The following is a 16,918-nucleotide window of genomic DNA, read 5'->3' as shown; positions in this document are numbered from 1 at the left end:
GCACTGTCCTGGCCAGCGGTCAGGACGTCAACAGAGCAATGGTTGCCGCCGGCATGGCATGGGCCTACCGGCAGTACCTCAAGGACACGTCCCTGTTGACAACCGAGGCCGCTGCACGCAGCAGCGGACGAGGTCTATGGGCAGATCCAGCGCCTGAAGCGCCGTGGGCTTGGCGGGCTCGCCGGCGGGCCGAACGTGAATGAAAGTCCGGTTCCGATGTCAAGCGAAATCGCTTCATCCGAAGTGATAACTAACCTTGCGGCAGAGCGTGGGACTTGTCCCACTTTGCGGTGGATAACTATGTGGAAATCGCGGTTGTGAAACCGCCAAGTTGTTGATCCGCATGGCCTGCCGACGCACTGCCTAGCGAATCAGCAATCCTCTATGCCGACGCCTCGGCATAGCACTTCGGGACGCGCGATGAGCGAGTCCGCCGAAAAAAATAGCTCCTCGCTCGCTCATGCAGGGGCGTTTGTGAAAAGGCCACGCGCGCCGACTTGCCACCCTTCCCCGTGGCTTTCCCCGCCGCATGAGCAGTCGCATTTGTGGCCGCGCGCGTTGGTGCATCGCGCGTCGCAGCGGACCTCGTCGCGCCTGGTTGCGTCCAGCACGCCCCACGACATGAAGCGGCCGCATCCACAAACGGCATCGCCCGTGCGCTTGCCATCACCACCGAACGCCTGGCCCGGGAGAATCCGAGCGCCATCGTTGGCGATGCGATACGGCGCGCTTCTGCGTCCGTGCGGATAGACCACGCGCCGGCCGGTCTTGCACGTCGTGCAGTTGTAGATAACGGCGGTCATGCCTCTGCCGGCCAGCGCGCGCTGCCATCAGAACGACCGCGCGCAGTGCTTCGTCTGGATCGTAGGGGCCTGCAATCAGCTCCTCTGAGACTTTGCTGAACACCTCGACCCAAAGGCCGCGCCGGTGCATCTCGCGCACGCGCGCCTGGACCTCGGGCACGGTATGCAGGAGTGTGAAGTCTTCGACGTAGGAGCAATCGACCTGTGGGCCAGTGGGTTTGCCCTCAACGCGGAAGCGGGGGCGCACGAAGGGCACGGCCTGGGCCGTTGCGGCGGTCATCGCGTGCTCCCAAGGGCACGGGAGATTGCGCACTTTGCCGCGTGCATGCTCTTGAAGCTGCCGGCCGTGGCCCCGCTCACGCGGCACGCTGGCCGGTCGCAGTAGCCGTGGATGAATGAACCCTTGTAGCTGATGGTGAACATGGTTTGATTTCCTCAAGCGTTCGCCAACTCGGCGAACAGTGCAGCCTCTTCGGCTTCGGACATTTCCAGCGGCACAGCCTCGGCCACGATGTAGCCGGCTGCGCGCAGTTGGTCGACGACACTCGCGGCGTGAGGCGAAAGCACCTTGCCGCCCTCGCCTCCCTCCGTCGCGTTGATGACGCGCCATGCGCCCTCGCCGGACTTGCTTTCGGGATAGAAGCAGGTAAACAAGCCATCGACGGCGCGGTAGGTGATGTCGGGTGCGGGTGCAACCCGCTTAGCGCCTGGGCGCGTGTTGAGAAATGACGGCATGGCTAGCGTTCCCTTCATGCTTCGGTCATGTCCAGCGCGCCCGCGCCCGTGCCGCAGGCACGGCCGTATCCGTCGTCATGGGTGATGAACACGCGGCCCGCCGTTGGGCTGTGCTTCACGCTCATGCGGTCGCTGTGCTTGTGGATGAATTCACCAGCGATCCGTTGAATCGAGTTGTGCGAGCCGCCGAAAAGCTGGACGTACAACAGATCCCCTTTCCGCCATTGCTCGACCGTCAGCGTAGGCACGCCAGCCTCGCGGAGGTTTCCCGCATAGGTACGGGACACGCGGTCGAGGCCGCGCTGCACGGCGGCATCCGAGTAGCTCCGGGTGAAATGCATGAAGTCGGCACAGAACCGCACAGGCTGACCGTCCATCATGTGATGCACCGACCCTTTGTAGTCGATGCCCGAATCGAAATAGGCGCTTTGAAACTTCCCGACGACTGCATCCACCTGGGCCTCGTTGGGGCCATCGGTCCACGACACAGACAACGAAGACCCCCCGCTGTACGTCTTGCCTCGCACGCTGAATTTCACGTCCGGGAATGCTTCCTTCAGCGACTGGCGCACCAGCTTGGAGGTTTCAGCGTTGGTCAGATACTTGGTCGTCATTGCGTTGGTTCCTTGGATTTAAGAAGGTGCCGGGCTCCTAGATTCAGAGCCCTTCAATGAAGGGTTTCGATCGCATCGGCCTCCTTCCCGGAGCTGGCCGCCGTTTTCCTGAGTTCTTCGCCCGGTGACATGCAGCGCACTCGAGGAAGGGAGAGCAATGGGGGAAGGCGTTCGTAACGCGCCGCGTTATGAAGACCCCCTTGCAGGCGCAGCCGGTCGCCCGTGAGCGAGGGAGCAAATTCACCGGATCCAGCGAAGAAGTCAGGGGAACGGGAGCACGGACCAGCCGGCCGATGGCGTCGAAACCGCCGCGCGGCGAGCGCCCTCTCGCGCCGCAGGACGCGACAGATCAGGTAAGTTCAGGCTTCGGCCTGGCGAAGCAAAAGGGGGGCAACGCCCCCCCGCTTAAACGAGGCCCTTCTCTGCCATGGAGAGGACGGTATTCCCGGCCACGATCATGTGATCGAGCACACGCACATCGACCATGGAGAGTGCGGTCTTGAGCGTCTGCGTCAGCATCTCATCGGCTCGCGATGGGGTCGCTTGGCCCGAAGGGTGGTTGTGAACAAGGATCAGCGCTGCAGCGTTGCGCGCCAGCGATTCCTTGATGACCTCGCGGGGATAAACAGACGTCTGCGACACCGTGCCGCGAAACAGCTCCACGTATTCAATGAGTCGATGCTGCGAGTCCAGCATCAGCACGGAAAAGACCTCGTGTTCCAGAGTGCTCAGCTTGGCCTTGAGGAAGTCCTGAACGAGCTTTGGCGAGTCGAAGACGATTTCGCCGCGCAGCTGGTTGCCGAGGAGATCCTGTGCAGCCTGGAGCACCTCAGATGCGGCGGCTGGTCGGTACTGTCCGGTTGCGTCACGCACCATGAGGACAGAGGTATCAACTGCGGTTTCGAACGAGAGGGAAAATTGCGACATGGTCGGCTCCGTGAATCGGGCGGGATTGCCCGGTACCGGCACCTGCACGGCGCAGCGCAGCTGTCAGGGCTCGTCGACGGCCGCAGGACGCAAGGGCGCGCCTTGGCGCGCTCGCAGGCCTTGACCGCGAGAACGACGTGCTACGTTGAAGGAAAACAGCAAGCCACCCACGCCTTTGTCTTGCGTGATCGCTTGAAAGGCACGATCAACTCGCACCAATTGATGGAACAAGCTCTGCAAACCAAAAAGAGCGAAGCCCCTTCCTGGATGAGCCCCCGCTATGAGAAGGAACGTCCGTCGTTGCTGCAGATCATGTGATTGAGGACGCGCAAATGAAGTAGCGAGCGCGTCCTCTGCCCTGTAGTGAGCTGCTCGCCTGCTCGTGACTACGTTGCGATGCTTATCCGTTGGGCCGAACATTCAGCGCCCGACAGTGCACCCGCCTGCGACAGGACCTTCGCGTATTCAGAAGCATCGGTGTCGCCTCTAGGCCACGACTATTCCGGCATCCTGTACTTGAGATTTCGAAGACTGCCAGCTGGATGGCGTATAGCGCGGACCAGGTCGCGAGGCACCTCAACAACATCGGGTGTGGTGGTCCCCGGCATGAAGATCATCATGGCCTCAGTCGTGCGTAGCATGAGAAACCCAGACAACGGTTGAACGGGCGATTCAGGATGCTCTCTTATTTCAACCGTCACCGGCAACCCGCCGCCATAGCCCACAGTTCGAAGGAAGAGCCCATATGTTGTGGGTGTGAAAAGCAGATAGAGCCAAACACAGAAATACGCAAATGTGCAAACCCAACCGACCGGCCTGATAACCCCTGGGTTAAAGGTGCAAAGCAAAACCAAGAAGCCGTAAATAAAGGCCGCAAGCGTGAGCCAGCTTAAATCTGGCTGCGAAATCCCATCGTTCTTACTAGCGGCATATATGACCCCCGCGATGACGACTCCACCGAACAACGATAAAGCCAGCTTCACTTAAAGGTTGGCCACGTAGACGTTGATCCGCATCGACAAATTTGCGGAGTGAAGTACTTGAAGGCCACTTCTTAGCGGCCCACTCTAGAGGAGTCACCAGCTGCCACCTGAACTGCCGCAGGAACAGAATCGGCACAACAAACGCTCCTGCTGCTCCGACAAGCAGGATGAAGCTCAGAAGCGTGACAGCAGCCTTCAGGTAGGGAATGCCTTCAAGAGGAGGCCGAAAGCCGAAATAGAGGGCATAACTATAAGTCGCGTACTCACTGATGAACCCCAAGAGACCGGCACCGCCAAGCGCTCCCAGCACCCCTGCTAAGACAAGCTTTAAGGGGAGAGTCCAAGGTAGCCACGAAGCCAGCTTTCGACCGTAGCGATTCAATTCTTCTAGCGGCCTCATGTGACCTGCTACCTCAGACTACGACGGACGACGAGCTGAAAAAAGCAGCTGCCGCCATGAGCGCGAGCGGCAACGCCGGCGCCACCCAGCGCACGATGCGCGACGAACGCGTGTCGGTCCAGAAGGCCGCGCGCCAGGTCAGAAAGCTCCCTGAGAAGAACAGCATGAGCAAGACGCCATCGGGCAGGAGCGCGGCCAGCGCGGGGAACACGGCCTGCACGCCCATCACCACAGCAGCCACGAATGCGGTTGTGATCGCAGGGGCGCACCAGCGGTTACGCTGGAAGAAGCCGGCTGGCTCGAAGTCCTCGGGGTAGTACTGGCTGTGCATTGGTGCATTCTCCTTGGTGTCGGTGTTAAGGGGCGACGCGCTCATGCCTCAACCGGACTTTTGCCGCACGGCGGTCAAGCGCGTTGTCTGGGCCGCGCATCGCATCGGCGATCGCGATGAACCGGCGCTTGTCGGAGCGCCGGACTTTGAAGGTTTCGTCGACCACATCGTTGACGCGCGCCCATTGATTCCAGGCGAAGCTGCGGCCAAGGCCTACCGTCGTGTTGCTGCTCGGGAAGCTCTCGCCGTTGCGCACCAGGTCTTCCCATGACGCGCCGAGTTCGACCTCATCGAAGCGACTATGCCGGCCGGTGAGCGCGTTGCGCTCCAGGACGAGCGCGTCGTCCATCAGCTCGGGTTGATGGGCAGCGAGCCAGAACAACTCCCAGTGCTTCGACGCAGGGCAGAAGAAGCACGCCGACTTGATCGGCACCAGGTCGGCGCCCAGCGCCTGGGTGATCGCGTCGATGCAATCGCCGCGCGCCCATCCGATGATCTGCAGCGGGTAGGCGAAATCGAAGTCGCCGTCTTGCTTCTTGAGGCTGCTGGAGCGCTTCACGTCGGCCTTGCCGCAGTCGTAGCCGATCAGCTTGGTGATCCGCAGGCCTGAGGCCTTCGAGGAGGTCCACAGCGGGTGCGGAGGCCTCGCGCCGGGTCCGGTCTTCGCGCCCTTGAGGAAATGATCCTGAGGCGAAGTCTTCCACTTCAAGCTGCAGCTTTTCATGCCGAAGGCGAGCGAGGGCAATGTCTCGTTCGCCATGCAGTTGCCGTACAGATCGACGTAGTCGGTGGAGGCCTTGGGGATCTTCCGGCACACGTCGACCGTGGGCCATCCCCACGCGCGCAGAACCTCGTTCATGCGCTCGATGTGTTCATAGGTCGCGCGCTTCTCGGCGCGCGTGTCTGCGAAGGTGATGACATCAGGCCGTATGCCGGCCTCATGCAGCGCGACGAGCATCGCAGTCGAGTCGACGCCGGCGCCGAAGCACAGCGCGAGCGGCTTGCCCGCGAGTGCCTCGCACAGGGCGGACTTTTGCGAAGCGGAAAGGATGGCTGTGCGACCAGCTGCGGCGGCGGCGTTCATGTGTGTTCCTGGTGGGCTGCGAAGCGCGAAGCGCTCCAATCACCGGGCGCCGCAAGGCAGCGCCCGGCCGCGGCGATCACTCGCCGACGATCACGACCAAAGCCGTGTTGACGTTGGTTCCTGCGTCCTTGAAGCTGCCGGCGGGCAGTGCCTCGTAGAACCCCCCCGAAGCGTCTGCAAGGGGCTTCAGTGCCGCCTGCTGGCGGGGGCCGTTGGCGCAGATCGCGACCAGGCGCCCACCACTACGCAAGAAGCTCAACGCGTGCCGGATATGGGCGATGTCCATCGCCTGCCCGAATGGCGGGTTCATCACGATCGCGTCGAACTTGCCGAGGTCGCGCGTATCGCAGCGGAGGAAGTCGCCGCAGATCGTCGTCACATCGGGCAGCGCCTGATTGAGGCCGACGACGAGCTTTGCATTCACCTCGACAGCAACGGCTTGCACGGATGCGGGGGCAACGGAACGGGCGACAGCGCGCAGCAGTGCGCCGGTGCCGGCGCTCGGCTCAAGAACCAGGTTCCCCGGCTGAATTCCAGCCTCCATGACGATGCGGTCGGCCAGCTCGTCGGGCGTGGGGAAAAGCTCCGGCGCGACGACGGTTTGCACGCCACCCGTGCGCAGCACTTCGCGCATCGTGTCGAATTCGGTTTTCGGCGCGGGTTGGTAGACGGCGCGCGGCGTCTTGCTCACTTCGCGCTCGACCGGCAGGACCACGGGCGCGGCAGGCTCGGCCGCTGCTGCCGGTGGATCCTTGCGCTTCACATCCGTGACGAAGACGGGGACGAGGCTGCTGCGATGCACGACGGTGCGAACGCGGTGCAAGCCGACGACCGGGGCGCCCTCCTCTACCTTGATGTCTGGGCGTCCGGTGCCGGGGGTCATGCGCCGCGAGCCCTGGCCGAGCTGGCGCGAACCCTTGTAGTCCTTGTGCGTGGCTTCCCATTCGGCTTTGGTCATCTCGTGAAAACCGACGCCGGGGTAGTTGCACAGCGGCGGGAGCGTCGTCGCCTTCTTCACGGCTTCCTGTTCTTCGGCCGTCGCGTCCCGATAGTCCTTGATGTCTTCGATGGGCTTCACGCGCACGAAACGCGCATTCGTAGAAACGCTGTTGATTCGGCCGTCGACCTTGTTGACCTTCACGACCACCAGCCATTCGCCACGGACCAGGACGCGCCCGCCTGGCTTGATGTCGAAGCCGTCAGCCTTCAACCCGCCACCCTCAGCCAGCATCGCGCATTCGTAGGCGATCCGGTTGTTGTAGTGGGCTTCCCAGCGACGGTGCCGAACCTGGCCGCTCTCCCATGCCTTCACGGCCCGCGCGGCTGCGTCTTGGGGCGTGATACGGCCGCTGGTGAGCAGCGAATAGAGCGAGTCGTATTCGCCGGCATCGTTGAGGATGCGCGCGCCGTAGACGTCCGCCAGCTTCACGGCGACTTCATGCGTGAGGTCGGGCGTTGACCAGAGACGGATCGCGGTTTCGCCTTCCGCAATGGCGCGTTCCTGCTTGCGCAGATCGGCCTTCAAGCCCTTGATGCGGCGAGCGCGCACGGCGGGCAGTTCCTTGTACTTGGCATGAGCCAGCGCACCCGCTGCGCGGTCCTCCCAATACTTCGACGTGTCCCACATCTTCACGGCCTTTCGCATGCCGTTGTCCATGCGTTCCTTGTCCTTGCGTGCGCCGCGTTCGCTGTGGTGCCCGACCAGAATCGGCTGGCCAAACTCGAAGCGCTTAGCGATCGAGGAGACGGCCGCATGGGCTGCGCTGGCATCGGCCGCGCGCTTCTCGCTGTAGTTCTCGAAACGGTCGGCGCGTTCCTCGGCGCGCTCGACCAGGCTTGTGTCTTCGTCCCCGATTTCCCCGCAAAGCTCGATGAGCAAATCCTCCCGGCCCGGCGTCCACATCGGAGCCACAAAAATCTCCTGACGCGGTGCCCAGCTGAACCCCGCAGCCTTCACCCGTGCGTAAAGCTCGGCAGGCAGACGCGACACCGACGACAGCCGCAGCTTGTTGTCTTCCGGCGAGTAGGTCGCCGACATCCCCCGGTATGCCTTGCGATCGTCGTCCCCGCTGTCCTCTTTGCCCCCGAATTCCCCATCTGCTCTTTGGTGAGCCTCGGGGGGTGCGGGAGGAACGGCCGCGATGGAGAGTGTGTTGGTGACTGTGGTTGCTTCGCTCATGACTGGCCTTTCGTTGGTTGAAAAAATCTGCTCTTCGGAGCCGCCTCGACGCATGGCCAGCGCTGGAGCTGTGCGGTAGAGACGGAGCGCCGCAAGCCGCAGCCGTGGAGCGAAGCGAAGGGGACCGGGTGAGGACGTGCAGGAGCGCACGCGCGGGGCCAGCGCTATGCGTCGGAGAGAGGCGGTTCGGGGGGGCAGATCAACCAGGCGAGTGCTAGGTGATGGAGAGGGCAGGCGCCGACGGCGCATGCCGGCGTGGTGGTAGCTTGGTGCTCTGGAGCTGAGTCGAGTGCGCTATGGCATCCTCGTCTTCGATGCCTTGGCTAGGATGGACTGATGACCTGTTTCGAAACGTGCAGCTGTGTTTGTGGAGAAGCGAGCTTTGCTGCCTTCGACAAGGTCGCAGAGGTTGAAATGGCTAAACCGCCGTTGCTGAGGGAGATCGTCCATGCCGAAATCGGGTGGTTTATGGCGCGATCTTTCGAGGACCCAACAATGAACTCGGATAACTGGGGTCTTGGCAAAAGGAGTGGGGTGTACTTGCTTTGGTGGAAGGACGACTACTGCGCCATCCATGACCGTTTTCATATGCGTAGCCTCTACGCTGGGAAAGGTTTCCCGCTTCGACGCTTCTTGGCGCACTACGAAGACAAAGACTTCGAGGAACAAATGCTCGTCTACTGGACGTTCTTCCCTTGCAAAAATCGGATTGCGAAGTACTTGGAGCAGCTCCTGCTAGACACGTACAAGTTCCAGTTCAACAAGTCTGAGAACCCGGGACGCGAGCTGCTTTGCGCAAGCTTCACGCAATGCGAAGTTGACTGAGCGGCACACTGATGTTTTCACCATCGCTCACGAGCTGGCAGGCTCATTACGCGCGCTATCGGCGCTCGCTCGATCGCCTGAACGCAGACCATCGCGGCTCGGTCGACTACATGGACGATCTGCACCACTTCATGCAGGACTGCTGGCATCTGAAGGACTGGATCAAAGCTGACCAGGACCACAGCTTTCAGTCCGATGTCGAAGCACGCGTGCGTAGCTGCAGGTCGCTGATGATCGTGGCGGACTTGGCGAACGCGGCGAAGCACTTTGTTCTTAACCGCTCCAACTTGGACGCGAAGATAATCTCTCAGGGGGCGACGGTGCACGTCGGCGAAGGAAGGACGACAACCTTCTGCGTTGTTGCGCTTGGTGATGGCACAACGATGACGGCCGAGCAAGTAGTGTCAGACGCGGTACGAGACTGGGAAACTCTTCTAGATGCGCTCGCCTTGGACCGATAGCCGCCAACGGTGAGGCCGACTGCTCGTCGCCACCATGAAGAAAAGCCCGCCAGCGCGAGCTGGCGGGCGTCAAGGCTCCAGCGTTGGAAGGTAACGTCGGAGGCCGCTGGAGCAAGTCCATTGCCGCCGATTACCAGCCACCTGTTTCGTCTTGCTGCACCGATTCCGCTGCAGGAAAGAACTGACATTGCGGTCCTCGATGCCCGCGTCAGCCGAGCGCAGTGAGGGAAGGATGGATGCCCGCAGGGGTCGAGACGCTACGCGGCTCGATGCGCAGCACGACAGCCCGGCCGGCTACGCCGGCGACGCCAGACAACCTAACGGTCAATTTAAAGGACAACGATAATAGAGGCTCTACATACCCATGTTCAAGGAGATTCCCGTGCCGATAACCGTTACCGCCCTCGCCCTCCTCGCCCCTCTTGCCCTTCTTGGAACCGCTCACGCCGACGACTACGGTTGCAAAGTCTTGCTCTGCATGGCCAACCCCAACGGACCCACTGCCGAGAACGAATGCAAGCCACCGATCGAGCGCTTCCTCAGGGAACAGGCCAAGAAGCCCCCGGAGAAAAAACCGACGTGCGAGGAAGCACAGCCGGCCACGATGAAATTCGGGCTACGAGGCTTCGATGCTTGTCCAGCTGACACCTCGGCGCTGGGGCAAGGAATCCCAGCAATCCAGCTGACCCCCGTGGTCTACAAGTCCATGACGACGGCCAATCCGCAGGGAAACCGGATGGAGATTTTTCAGCCACTCACTCTGCCACCGGGAATCGTGATTCAGACGGGTATTGGAGAAGGCCAAGGGATCGGTTTCTTGGACGGTCAGGCGATGAAGACCTGTGTGGCCAAGCCGCTCGGAACGCTGACTGTCAATCTGGAGGGTTCCGAGTCCTCGACGTCCTTGTCCGTGTTCGAGAAGATCGTCACCATGGCGCCGCCGCTGTCGCCACGCGTAGTCGACATCTTCATCAACGATCAGCTCTATCGGTCAACTCGGTACTGAGCCAGCGAGGCCGACATGAATCTGAGCACACTGGAATTGTGTCTGCTAGCCGGCTGCGCCGGCGTAGCCCTTGGTGTGGCTGCTTCGTCGCTCATCGAGTGGTTCCTGCGCCGGGGACCGAAGAAGAGCGACGGCGACGAAGTCGCGCGACGCCTGGTTCCTGCCCTGGAGGCTTTCATCGAGGAGTGCGCGGTGGTTGCGATCAACGTGCGGAAAAGCTCGCGCATCGCGCTGCCGAGAATTGCCATGCCGCAGCTTGACCTGGCCGAGCACGATGTCAGCCGGAGGCTGTCGTCAGAGCTGCTCGGCGCGGTGCTGGAACTGGCGTTCAAGGTGCAGGCGTCTGCGGATGCGCTCGCGTCAAATTTCAATGCCTCCAACTTGCCAGCAAGAGGAACGCCAGCGTTCGTCGACTTCTTCGACATGCGCCGATCGCAGTACAGCGTCCTGGGGCTTGAGGCGTATGAGCTGCTCGGGCGGATCGGCACCCATTGCGGTCACGTGCCTACGTTGACTGCAGCCGAAGCAATGAGAAGTGCGCTGGACGAAATTCATGGCCGCCGCGCGGCCGAACACCGGAAGTCGGAGGGCATGCGGATCGTCATGAAGCTGATGCTGCCGGACGATCCTGATCTCTGGGAGCCGCCACGGCCTGACGCGACGCTCCAATGGATCGAGAAGCATCTGCCGCATAGAACACTTTCGGCCGCCGTGACGGCCTAAAAAGTCTTGAAGGCTCACTCCCTTTGGACCAAGAAGCAGCAATGCTGAACTGGTATCGATTCGACTCGTTGGACGCGACGAAGCTTGTGGATCTGGATAAGTTCTTCGCGGACGTTTGGTTATCCAGGCGCTGATGATCTTCACGGTTGCGCCGCGGGCCAAAAGGAAAGGCCCGCCACCTTTCGGTGGCGGGCCTATGGAGATGCAAGGGCTGCTTAGCGGCCGTCTCGGTCCGAGTCACCAGGGATGGCACGCTCCACTGCGTTGCCAGCACGCTCCCATGCGTCCCGAGTGGCGTGCTTGGCGTGTTCCCATTCCAGCTTCGACTTGCCGCGGGTCGTCCCCCAGTCGCGGCTCAACTCTGGTTCGACATCGTCGAAGGAGCGATCTGGGTTGCGCGAATAGGCGTCTACCCCGTTGCGATAAGCCGGACCGTAGTCGTCGTAGGTTGAGCCAGGCGTTATATACGGGCGGCTGGAGTAGTTTTCCTTCCAGTAATTGTCTTCAGCGACTGGATCGGTCTTCATGCTCCGTCCCGCAACCGCTCCGGCCACAGCACCCACAGCAGCCCCAACGAGGGCGCCAACCGGACCGGTCATTCCTCCGACTGCGGCACCTGCAGCGGCTCCACCGGCAACGCCCCCTACTGCACCGCCCACGACGGCACCCGTTCCAGTAGCCGCGGGCTTGTCATTGTTGTCTGCCATTTTGCGTTCCTTCGAAGTTGACGAGGCCTTTAGGTTGCTCATCCTTGGCGCCCCGCGAGTGCTCAAACTTGCCCTGAAGACGCGAGCTGTGACCTCCCAGCGGCGCAATCCAATACCTACGTCCGCCGCCACTGGGATGCATCGAAACACTCTTTCTGGTGAGCGGTAGCTCGTTCACTTGTGTGCCCCAGGACGCTGGCTTAAACCGCCGATCGCAGCGCGATCGCAGCGCCCCCTGACGCTGCGCAGAGAGTTTCGGCCTGGTTGATGTCAAAGTGATCAGTCCTTCAGCAATCGCAGGCCTGGATGGCATCGGGAAAATTCCTATGCCATCAGAGGCTTGAAGGCGCAAATCGAACGTAAGAGGACTCCTACAATGCCCTGAAATGACGTTCGTCACGCCGATGGAGCCTCATCATGGATTGGACCTACGACAAGATGACCGAAGCGCTCAAGCGCGACGACCTGGTAGGCGCGCTGAAGGTGCTAAACGATCGGGTACCGCATCGCTACAGCGCGGTCTATCGCAAGGCACCAGACGACTACCTGGTCATCGTCGCGTTCGTGGACAAGCAGGGCGAGCCCTGTCCGTCCTTCCTGCTTTCAGTGCACCGGGACGTGAGCTTCTGCCAGTTCGCCATGAAGCACGAAGATGGTTTCCGGACGAGCAACTCCATCGAGGACAAACGCCTCGACGGGCACCCGTATCAAGGCCTGATGAACTCGTACCACGCAGCGCCTTTCATGAGCGTCGACGGAAGGGTCAAGGGCACTATCTGTCATTTCGACAAGAGGGCGCTGCCGCTACCCGACGAAGATTTCGAGCTCCTGCGGCTTGCATCGCGCGTCTTCCCGATTCATCTCCGCCAAGCGCTGGAGACAGTAAGGGATCCGAAGCGGGACAACGCGTGAAGCAGAGTTGAAAAATTTGCTCTGTAGCGCGCGAGCAAGCCAAAATAGTCGCGCAGAGCACGCGTTACATAAGAGGACTAAACCCTGTATTGCCAGAATGAGGACGCGATAGGTAGTCCTCGATCCAAAGGCGTGCTTTAAGCGCCAGGCGACGGTGAGCATCTTGTTCAGATTCAGCACCGATGATTGACAAGCGGCAAACCTGCGCTCCGTCACGTTGCACATCGCCAAAGTAGTGCACGGCTTCCCCTACCCGTTCTGAGCCCAGTGTCATCGTCCAGTCTGCCGGAGCCAGCGGGCCTCCGGGGTTATTGATGGTAGGGTGCAGATTCATCGGCAGTCAGCTCGAGTAGATCAGCAATTCTCACCTTTCGAGCTGGCAACTGACCCCCGTGGCAGTTGCTTTTCCCAAGCGCTGGTGGAATCGAGCTTCTTTCTTGGCGCCTATGCCTATGAAGGTAGTCCCCGATCCATTCCATTACGCTGATGTGTGAGGCTTTGATCGCGTCCTCTTTGAAGAATTTCGACCAAGCATTGAGGCTAATCGCGCCCGAACAGGTGTGCTACCTCTTAGAGGGTTGCTCCGTCTTAAAAAGGCCGCGCACGTTCAACGCAGCTAGGCCCACCTGCAGGGCGATCAACGCCCAAGCTTGTGTGTAGATGCCCCAGACGACCCAGAGCACATTGCTCAACAAAAAAACCCAGAAACCCGTATTGCGGCGCCCCTTTGCATTAGAGCCCACGAGATAAGCGGCGGCCAGCGAGGCGGCGAAGGCGGGCCACTGAATAAGATCGAGCCAGTTCATGGTTCAGGCGGCGGCGGAAGTAAGCCCCTGCAGGCGCTGAGCGACTGCCTGAATCAGCGCGTCGGCGAAGCCACCCGGCGCGCGCGCCACGCGGCGAGCACTCGTACACACACGAGGGCGGGCGCTCCAGCTGATTTTCGCTCCAATGCGCTCAAGGGAGGCGATCAGCTCTACGTCCTCACTGCAGGCGAGGGGTCGAAAGCCACCAGCGCGCCGATATGCCTCGGCAGAGATGCCCAGATTGGCCCCGTGTATGTGGCGATGGTCGTCTGCGTCGCAGTAGGTCTCGGCGAAGTGGCGCGACAGGAGCTGGGCGTGCTCCGCGTGAGGCGACCAGTCGCTGACTTCGACGGTGCCGCAAACAGCATCCGCATCGAGCGCAAGCTGATCCGCCAGCCAGTCGGGCGACACCAGCGTGTCTGCGTCCGTAAAAGCAAGCCAGCGCGCCCCGCGCGCGAGCATCAACTCGGCACCCGCCGAACGAGCCACGCCTACGTTACGCGCCTGGACCGGAAGGCACAGCGCGCCGGCCCTGGTTGCAAGGATTGAGGTGTCATCCGTGCAGGCATCGGCAACGACGACCACTTCGACCGGCTCGGCGAACAGGCCCTGGCTGTGCATGCATGCTCGTGCATGCGCCACGCAGTCCTCGATCAATTCTTGTTCGTTGTGCGCGGGGATGACGATGCCGATCATGGGTGCTCCAGGTTGCGGCACAACGTAGCGAGCCACTTTGATGCTCCCCGTCAGTTGAGGTATCCGGGCGTTGTAGGTTGGCTAGCCACGGCGGGTTTATTACTCAGACTTTGAACCAACCTTCGCGCGATCCGACGTCGATTTATCCGCCTGACAGGCGTCGAGTCGAATTCCTACGAATGGCCATGCGGACCTGTATTAATTTTTGGCCCCCTCTTAGCAAGACACTGACATGGCCAAGAAACCTGCTGCTCCCGCGGTCCCAACGCCTGCAATCAACGCGGCGCGTGCCGCCGCGCGAAACACCGACAGTGCGCCCGCCAACCCGGCTCCGCCAGCGGCTGGGGCCGGGGATCCACCTGCCCAGAAGGCCATCGACACCCAGACGCTAGCGGCGGCGATGCCGGTGAATGAAAACAAGCCGCTCGAACACGGCGAGGCCAACGCCGCATCCGCCCCAGTAGGGCTGACCGCTACCCCTCCTTCGCGCCTTCCCACCGGCAGCACCCTTTCCGAGGCGAACACCTCGGACAAAGTGGGCACATCCGCCAGCGAAGGCGTCAATGCGACCATCGACACGCTCGATCGAGTGCGTGTCGACTCCAGCGGCCAGCGCCTAACGACGAATCAGGGCGTGCCTGTTGCCGACAACCAGAATTCTTTGAAGGCCGGCGCCCGTGGGCCGGCGCTGTTGGAGGACTTCATCCTTCGCGAGAAGATCACGCATTTCGACCACGAACGCATCCCGGAGCGCATCGTGCACGCCCGCGGCTCGGGCGCCCATGGCTTTTTCGAAGCCTATGAACCGCTGACGAAATACACCAAAGCGGCTCCGTTCAAGGAAGCCGGCAAGATCACGCCGGTGTTCGTGCGCTTCTCGACGGTCGCCGGCGAGCGGGGATCGAAGGACACGGCACGCGACGTGCGCGGCTTTGCCGTCAAGTTCTACACCGACGAAGGCAACTGGGACCTAGTGGGCAACAACATGCCGGTGTTTTTCATTCAGGATGCGATCAAGTTTCCTGACCTGGTCCATGCTGTGAAGCCCGAGCCGCATCATCAGATGCCACAGGCGGCCAGCGCGCATGACACCTTCTGGGATTTCGTCTCGCTCATGCCCGAGTCGACTCACATGCTGATGTGGCAGATGTCGGACCGGGCCATTCCGCGTAGCTACCGGATGATGCAGGGCTTCGGGGTGCACACGTTCCGCCTGGTCAACGACGCCGGCGAGTCGTTCCTTGTGAAGTTCCATTGGCAGCCCAAACTCGGCACCCACTCGCTGGTGTGGGAAGAGGCGGTCAAGATCTCGGGCGCTGACCCGGACTTCCACCGCCGCGATTTGTGGGAGGCCATCGAGGCCGGCGAGTACCCCGAATGGGAACTGGGCCTGCAGATCTTCACCGAAGAGCAGGCCGAACAGTTCAGCTTCGACATCTTGGATGCCACAAAGCTGATTCCGGAAGAACTGGTGCCGGTACAGATCGTCGGTCGCATGGTACTCAACCGGAACCCCGACAACTTTTTCGCCGAGACGGAGCAGGTGGCGTTCTGCACGGCGCACATCGTGCCCGGCCTGGACTTCACCAACGACCCGTTGCTGGCAGGGCGCATCCATTCCTACGTCGACACTCAAATCAGCCGCCTGGGCGGGCCGAATTTCCACGAGCTGCCTATCAATGCCCCAATCGCGCCAGTGCACAACAACCAGCGCGACGGTATGCACCGCCAGGCCATCAACCGTGGTCGGGTGGCCTACGAGCCGAATTCGCTGGCAGGCGGTTGCCCGTTCCAGGCAGGGGCGGCTCAGGGCTTCACCAGCATTGCAAAGCGTCTTGACGCCAAGGAGAGCTCGGACAAGGTCCGGATCAAGCCGGAGAAGTTCGCCGATCATTACACCCAGGCGCGCCTCTTCTTCGAGAGCCAGTCCGAGGTGGAGAAAGCCCACATCGGCAATGCGTTCCGCTTCGAGCTTTCGAAGGTCACGGTGCCGGCTATTCGCGAACGAATGGTTGCCGGACTGATCAATGCCTCACCCGAACTGGCTGCACGGCTTGCGCAGGACTTGGGGATGGCGCTGCCGTCAGCCCTGCCGAAGGCGCTCGAGAACCCGGCGGAGCCTGAGGTGCAAGTGTCGCCAGCGCTTTCTCTTTTGGCCAGACCAGGTGACGGAAGCATCCGCACGCGGAAGGTTGCGATCCTTATCGACCACGGGGTTGAAGGAAAGTCACTTGGAAAGCTCATAACCGCGCTGGTGGAGGCCGGTGCGGTGCCCCGCCTTCTGGCTGCACGCCTGGGGACGTATGTGGCCGCCGGCGGCGAAGAGTTTGAAGCCGACGCGACCATGGAGAACACACCGGGCTTGCTGTTCGACGCCCTCGTCCTGCCGGACGGCGCGGCCGCTGTCGAGGCTCTGGACGCCGACGCGCACACGCTGGAATTCTTGCGCGACGACTACTGGCACTGCAAGACGATCCTGGCCTTCGGCGCCTCCGAAGCATTGCTCGCTGAAGCACAGATTCCTCTGACGCTCCCCGACGGGTCGGCGGACACAGGCTTGATCTTGGCCGCGGCTTCAGATGCTGATGAAGCAATCGTCGACTTTATCGCTGCCATGGGCCTACACCGCCACTACCAACGCGAGAACGATCCGCCCAAGGCGAAGGTGAGTGCCTAGGACGCATCGACGGTCGGCTGAGAACTACGACTCATAGGGTCTGTGCTCA

General features: G+C 61.6%; 19 protein-coding genes and 1 pseudogene. 8 read left to right on the top strand and 12 right to left on the bottom strand.

Annotated elements, in window-relative coordinates; genetic code table 11:
• Positions 1-8 precede the first annotated feature (8 nt).
• Entirely contained in the window at positions 9-203 is a 195-nt protein-coding gene (locus ACSFA0_RS24985; protein WP_435452962.1) for a thermonuclease family protein, read from the top strand.
• Between the two features lie 463 nt (positions 204-666).
• Here the strand turns inward: ACSFA0_RS24985 and ACSFA0_RS24980 are convergent, their stop codons facing one another.
• From ACSFA0_RS24980 to radC, 4 genes are all read right to left on the bottom strand, one after another.
• Positions 667-1,083, bottom strand: a complete 417-nt coding sequence (locus ACSFA0_RS24980; protein WP_435452959.1) for a hypothetical protein — start codon at positions 1,081-1,083, stop codon at positions 667-669.
• Between the two features lie 155 nt (positions 1,084-1,238).
• Complete coding sequence (locus ACSFA0_RS24975) at positions 1,239-1,538, bottom strand: hypothetical protein (RefSeq protein ID WP_435452958.1); 300 nt, start codon at positions 1,536-1,538, stop codon at positions 1,239-1,241.
• Positions 1,539-1,552: 14 nt separating this feature from the next.
• Positions 1,553-2,152, bottom strand: coding sequence for an LPD29 domain-containing protein (locus ACSFA0_RS24970; protein ID WP_435452957.1), 600 nt, complete (start codon positions 2,150-2,152; stop codon positions 1,553-1,555).
• Positions 2,153-2,557: 405 nt separating this feature from the next.
• On the bottom strand, positions 2,558-3,079 hold the full coding sequence (gene radC / locus ACSFA0_RS24965) for a RadC family protein (protein WP_435452956.1): 522 nt from the start codon (positions 3,077-3,079) through the stop codon (positions 2,558-2,560).
• 102 nt (positions 3,080-3,181) lie between these two features.
• Between radC and ACSFA0_RS24960 the strand changes: the two genes are divergently transcribed.
• Entirely contained in the window at positions 3,182-3,397 is a 216-nt protein-coding gene (locus ACSFA0_RS24960; protein ID WP_435452955.1) for a hypothetical protein, read from the top strand.
• A gap of 179 nt (positions 3,398-3,576) precedes the next feature.
• Here ACSFA0_RS24960 and ACSFA0_RS24955 read toward each other — a convergent pair whose 3' ends face one another.
• The 4 genes from ACSFA0_RS24955 to ACSFA0_RS24940 form a co-directional block, all read right to left on the bottom strand.
• Positions 3,577-4,062: a hypothetical protein gene (locus tag ACSFA0_RS24955; protein ID WP_435452954.1), complete on the bottom strand. Its 486-nt coding sequence runs from the start codon at positions 4,060-4,062 to the stop codon at positions 3,577-3,579.
• Between the two features lie 413 nt (positions 4,063-4,475).
• Positions 4,476-4,793, bottom strand: coding sequence for a hypothetical protein (locus tag ACSFA0_RS24950; RefSeq protein WP_435452953.1), 318 nt, complete (start codon positions 4,791-4,793; stop codon positions 4,476-4,478).
• Positions 4,794-4,818: 25 nt separating this feature from the next.
• Complete coding sequence (locus tag ACSFA0_RS24945) at positions 4,819-5,877, bottom strand: adenine nucleotide alpha hydrolase family protein (protein WP_435452952.1); 1,059 nt, start codon at positions 5,875-5,877, stop codon at positions 4,819-4,821.
• Between the two features lie 76 nt (positions 5,878-5,953).
• Entirely contained in the window at positions 5,954-8,056 is a 2,103-nt protein-coding gene (locus ACSFA0_RS24940) for a DUF3560 domain-containing protein (protein ID WP_435452951.1), read from the bottom strand.
• A gap of 336 nt (positions 8,057-8,392) precedes the next feature.
• Between ACSFA0_RS24940 and ACSFA0_RS24935 the strand changes: the two genes are divergently transcribed.
• From ACSFA0_RS24935 to ACSFA0_RS24920, 4 genes are all read left to right on the top strand, one after another.
• Positions 8,393-8,881: a hypothetical protein gene (locus tag ACSFA0_RS24935; protein WP_435452950.1), complete on the top strand. Its 489-nt coding sequence runs from the start codon at positions 8,393-8,395 to the stop codon at positions 8,879-8,881.
• A gap of 11 nt (positions 8,882-8,892) precedes the next feature.
• A complete protein-coding gene (locus tag ACSFA0_RS24930; RefSeq protein ID WP_435452949.1) occupies positions 8,893-9,342 on the top strand; it encodes a hypothetical protein in 450 nt (149 codons plus the stop codon).
• 364 nt (positions 9,343-9,706) lie between these two features.
• On the top strand, positions 9,707-10,348 hold the full coding sequence (locus ACSFA0_RS24925; protein WP_435452948.1) for a hypothetical protein: 642 nt from the start codon (positions 9,707-9,709) through the stop codon (positions 10,346-10,348).
• A gap of 15 nt (positions 10,349-10,363) precedes the next feature.
• Entirely contained in the window at positions 10,364-11,071 is a 708-nt protein-coding gene (locus ACSFA0_RS24920; protein WP_435452947.1) for a hypothetical protein, read from the top strand.
• Between the two features lie 215 nt (positions 11,072-11,286).
• Here the strand turns inward: ACSFA0_RS24920 and ACSFA0_RS24915 are convergent, their stop codons facing one another.
• Positions 11,287-11,598, bottom strand: coding sequence for a hypothetical protein (locus ACSFA0_RS24915; protein ID WP_435452963.1), 312 nt, complete (start codon positions 11,596-11,598; stop codon positions 11,287-11,289).
• A gap of 3 nt (positions 11,599-11,601) precedes the next feature.
• A pseudogene (locus ACSFA0_RS24910) lies at positions 11,602-11,778 on the bottom strand (hypothetical protein); the annotation flags it as partial.
• 417 nt (positions 11,779-12,195) lie between these two features.
• On the opposite strand from ACSFA0_RS24910, the gene ACSFA0_RS24905 reads away from it, so the two are divergent.
• On the top strand, positions 12,196-12,690 hold the full coding sequence (locus tag ACSFA0_RS24905; RefSeq protein WP_435452946.1) for a hypothetical protein: 495 nt from the start codon (positions 12,196-12,198) through the stop codon (positions 12,688-12,690).
• Between the two features lie 563 nt (positions 12,691-13,253).
• Here ACSFA0_RS24905 and ACSFA0_RS24900 read toward each other — a convergent pair.
• Both ACSFA0_RS24900 and ACSFA0_RS24895 read right to left on the bottom strand, forming a co-directional pair.
• Positions 13,254-13,496, bottom strand: coding sequence for a hypothetical protein (locus ACSFA0_RS24900; protein WP_435452945.1), 243 nt, complete (start codon positions 13,494-13,496; stop codon positions 13,254-13,256).
• A 3-nt stretch (positions 13,497-13,499) separates the two neighbouring features.
• A complete protein-coding gene (locus tag ACSFA0_RS24895) occupies positions 13,500-14,192 on the bottom strand; it encodes a glycosyltransferase family 2 protein (protein ID WP_435452944.1) in 693 nt (230 codons plus the stop codon).
• A gap of 232 nt (positions 14,193-14,424) precedes the next feature.
• On the opposite strand from ACSFA0_RS24895, the gene ACSFA0_RS24890 reads away from it, so the two are divergent.
• Complete coding sequence (locus ACSFA0_RS24890; protein WP_435452943.1) at positions 14,425-16,869, top strand: catalase; 2,445 nt, start codon at positions 14,425-14,427, stop codon at positions 16,867-16,869.
• The last annotated feature ends 49 nt before the right edge of the window (positions 16,870-16,918 follow it).

The organism is Variovorax restrictus (assembly GCF_051216715.1).
Lineage (GTDB): Bacteria > Pseudomonadota > Gammaproteobacteria > Burkholderiales > Burkholderiaceae_C > Variovorax.
The sequence above is the reverse complement of the archived record's forward strand: the minus strand, read 5'-3'. Positions and strand labels throughout refer to the sequence as shown.

Coding starts and splice junctions, on each gene's coding strand:
- ACSFA0_RS24970 (WP_435452957.1), bottom strand. CDS start 2,152: ATGACGACCAAGTATCTGACCAACGCTGAAACCTCCAAGCTGGTGCGC.
- ACSFA0_RS24920 (WP_435452947.1), top strand. CDS start 10,364: ATGAATCTGAGCACACTGGAATTGTGTCTGCTAGCCGGCTGCGCCGGC.
- ACSFA0_RS24940 (WP_435452951.1), bottom strand. CDS start 8,056: ATGAGCGAAGCAACCACAGTCACCAACACACTCTCCATCGCGGCCGTT.
- ACSFA0_RS24905 (WP_435452946.1), top strand. CDS start 12,196: ATGGATTGGACCTACGACAAGATGACCGAAGCGCTCAAGCGCGACGAC.
- ACSFA0_RS24975 (WP_435452958.1), bottom strand. CDS start 1,538: ATGCCGTCATTTCTCAACACGCGCCCAGGCGCTAAGCGGGTTGCACCC.
- ACSFA0_RS24895 (WP_435452944.1), bottom strand. CDS start 14,192: ATGATCGGCATCGTCATCCCCGCGCACAACGAACAAGAATTGATCGAG.
- ACSFA0_RS24900 (WP_435452945.1), bottom strand. CDS start 13,496: ATGAACTGGCTCGATCTTATTCAGTGGCCCGCCTTCGCCGCCTCGCTG.
- ACSFA0_RS24980 (WP_435452959.1), bottom strand. CDS start 1,083: ATGACCGCCGCAACGGCCCAGGCCGTGCCCTTCGTGCGCCCCCGCTTC.
- ACSFA0_RS24930 (WP_435452949.1), top strand. CDS start 8,893: ATGTTTTCACCATCGCTCACGAGCTGGCAGGCTCATTACGCGCGCTAT.
- radC (WP_435452956.1), bottom strand. CDS start 3,079: ATGTCGCAATTTTCCCTCTCGTTCGAAACCGCAGTTGATACCTCTGTC.
- ACSFA0_RS24935 (WP_435452950.1), top strand. CDS start 8,393: ATGACCTGTTTCGAAACGTGCAGCTGTGTTTGTGGAGAAGCGAGCTTT.
- ACSFA0_RS24925 (WP_435452948.1), top strand. CDS start 9,707: ATGTTCAAGGAGATTCCCGTGCCGATAACCGTTACCGCCCTCGCCCTC.
- ACSFA0_RS24915 (WP_435452963.1), bottom strand. CDS start 11,598: ATGAAGACCGATCCAGTCGCTGAAGACAATTACTGGAAGGAAAACTAC.
- ACSFA0_RS24945 (WP_435452952.1), bottom strand. CDS start 5,877: ATGAACGCCGCCGCCGCAGCTGGTCGCACAGCCATCCTTTCCGCTTCG.
- ACSFA0_RS24950 (WP_435452953.1), bottom strand. CDS start 4,793: ATGCACAGCCAGTACTACCCCGAGGACTTCGAGCCAGCCGGCTTCTTC.
- ACSFA0_RS24890 (WP_435452943.1), top strand. CDS start 14,425: ATGGCCAAGAAACCTGCTGCTCCCGCGGTCCCAACGCCTGCAATCAAC.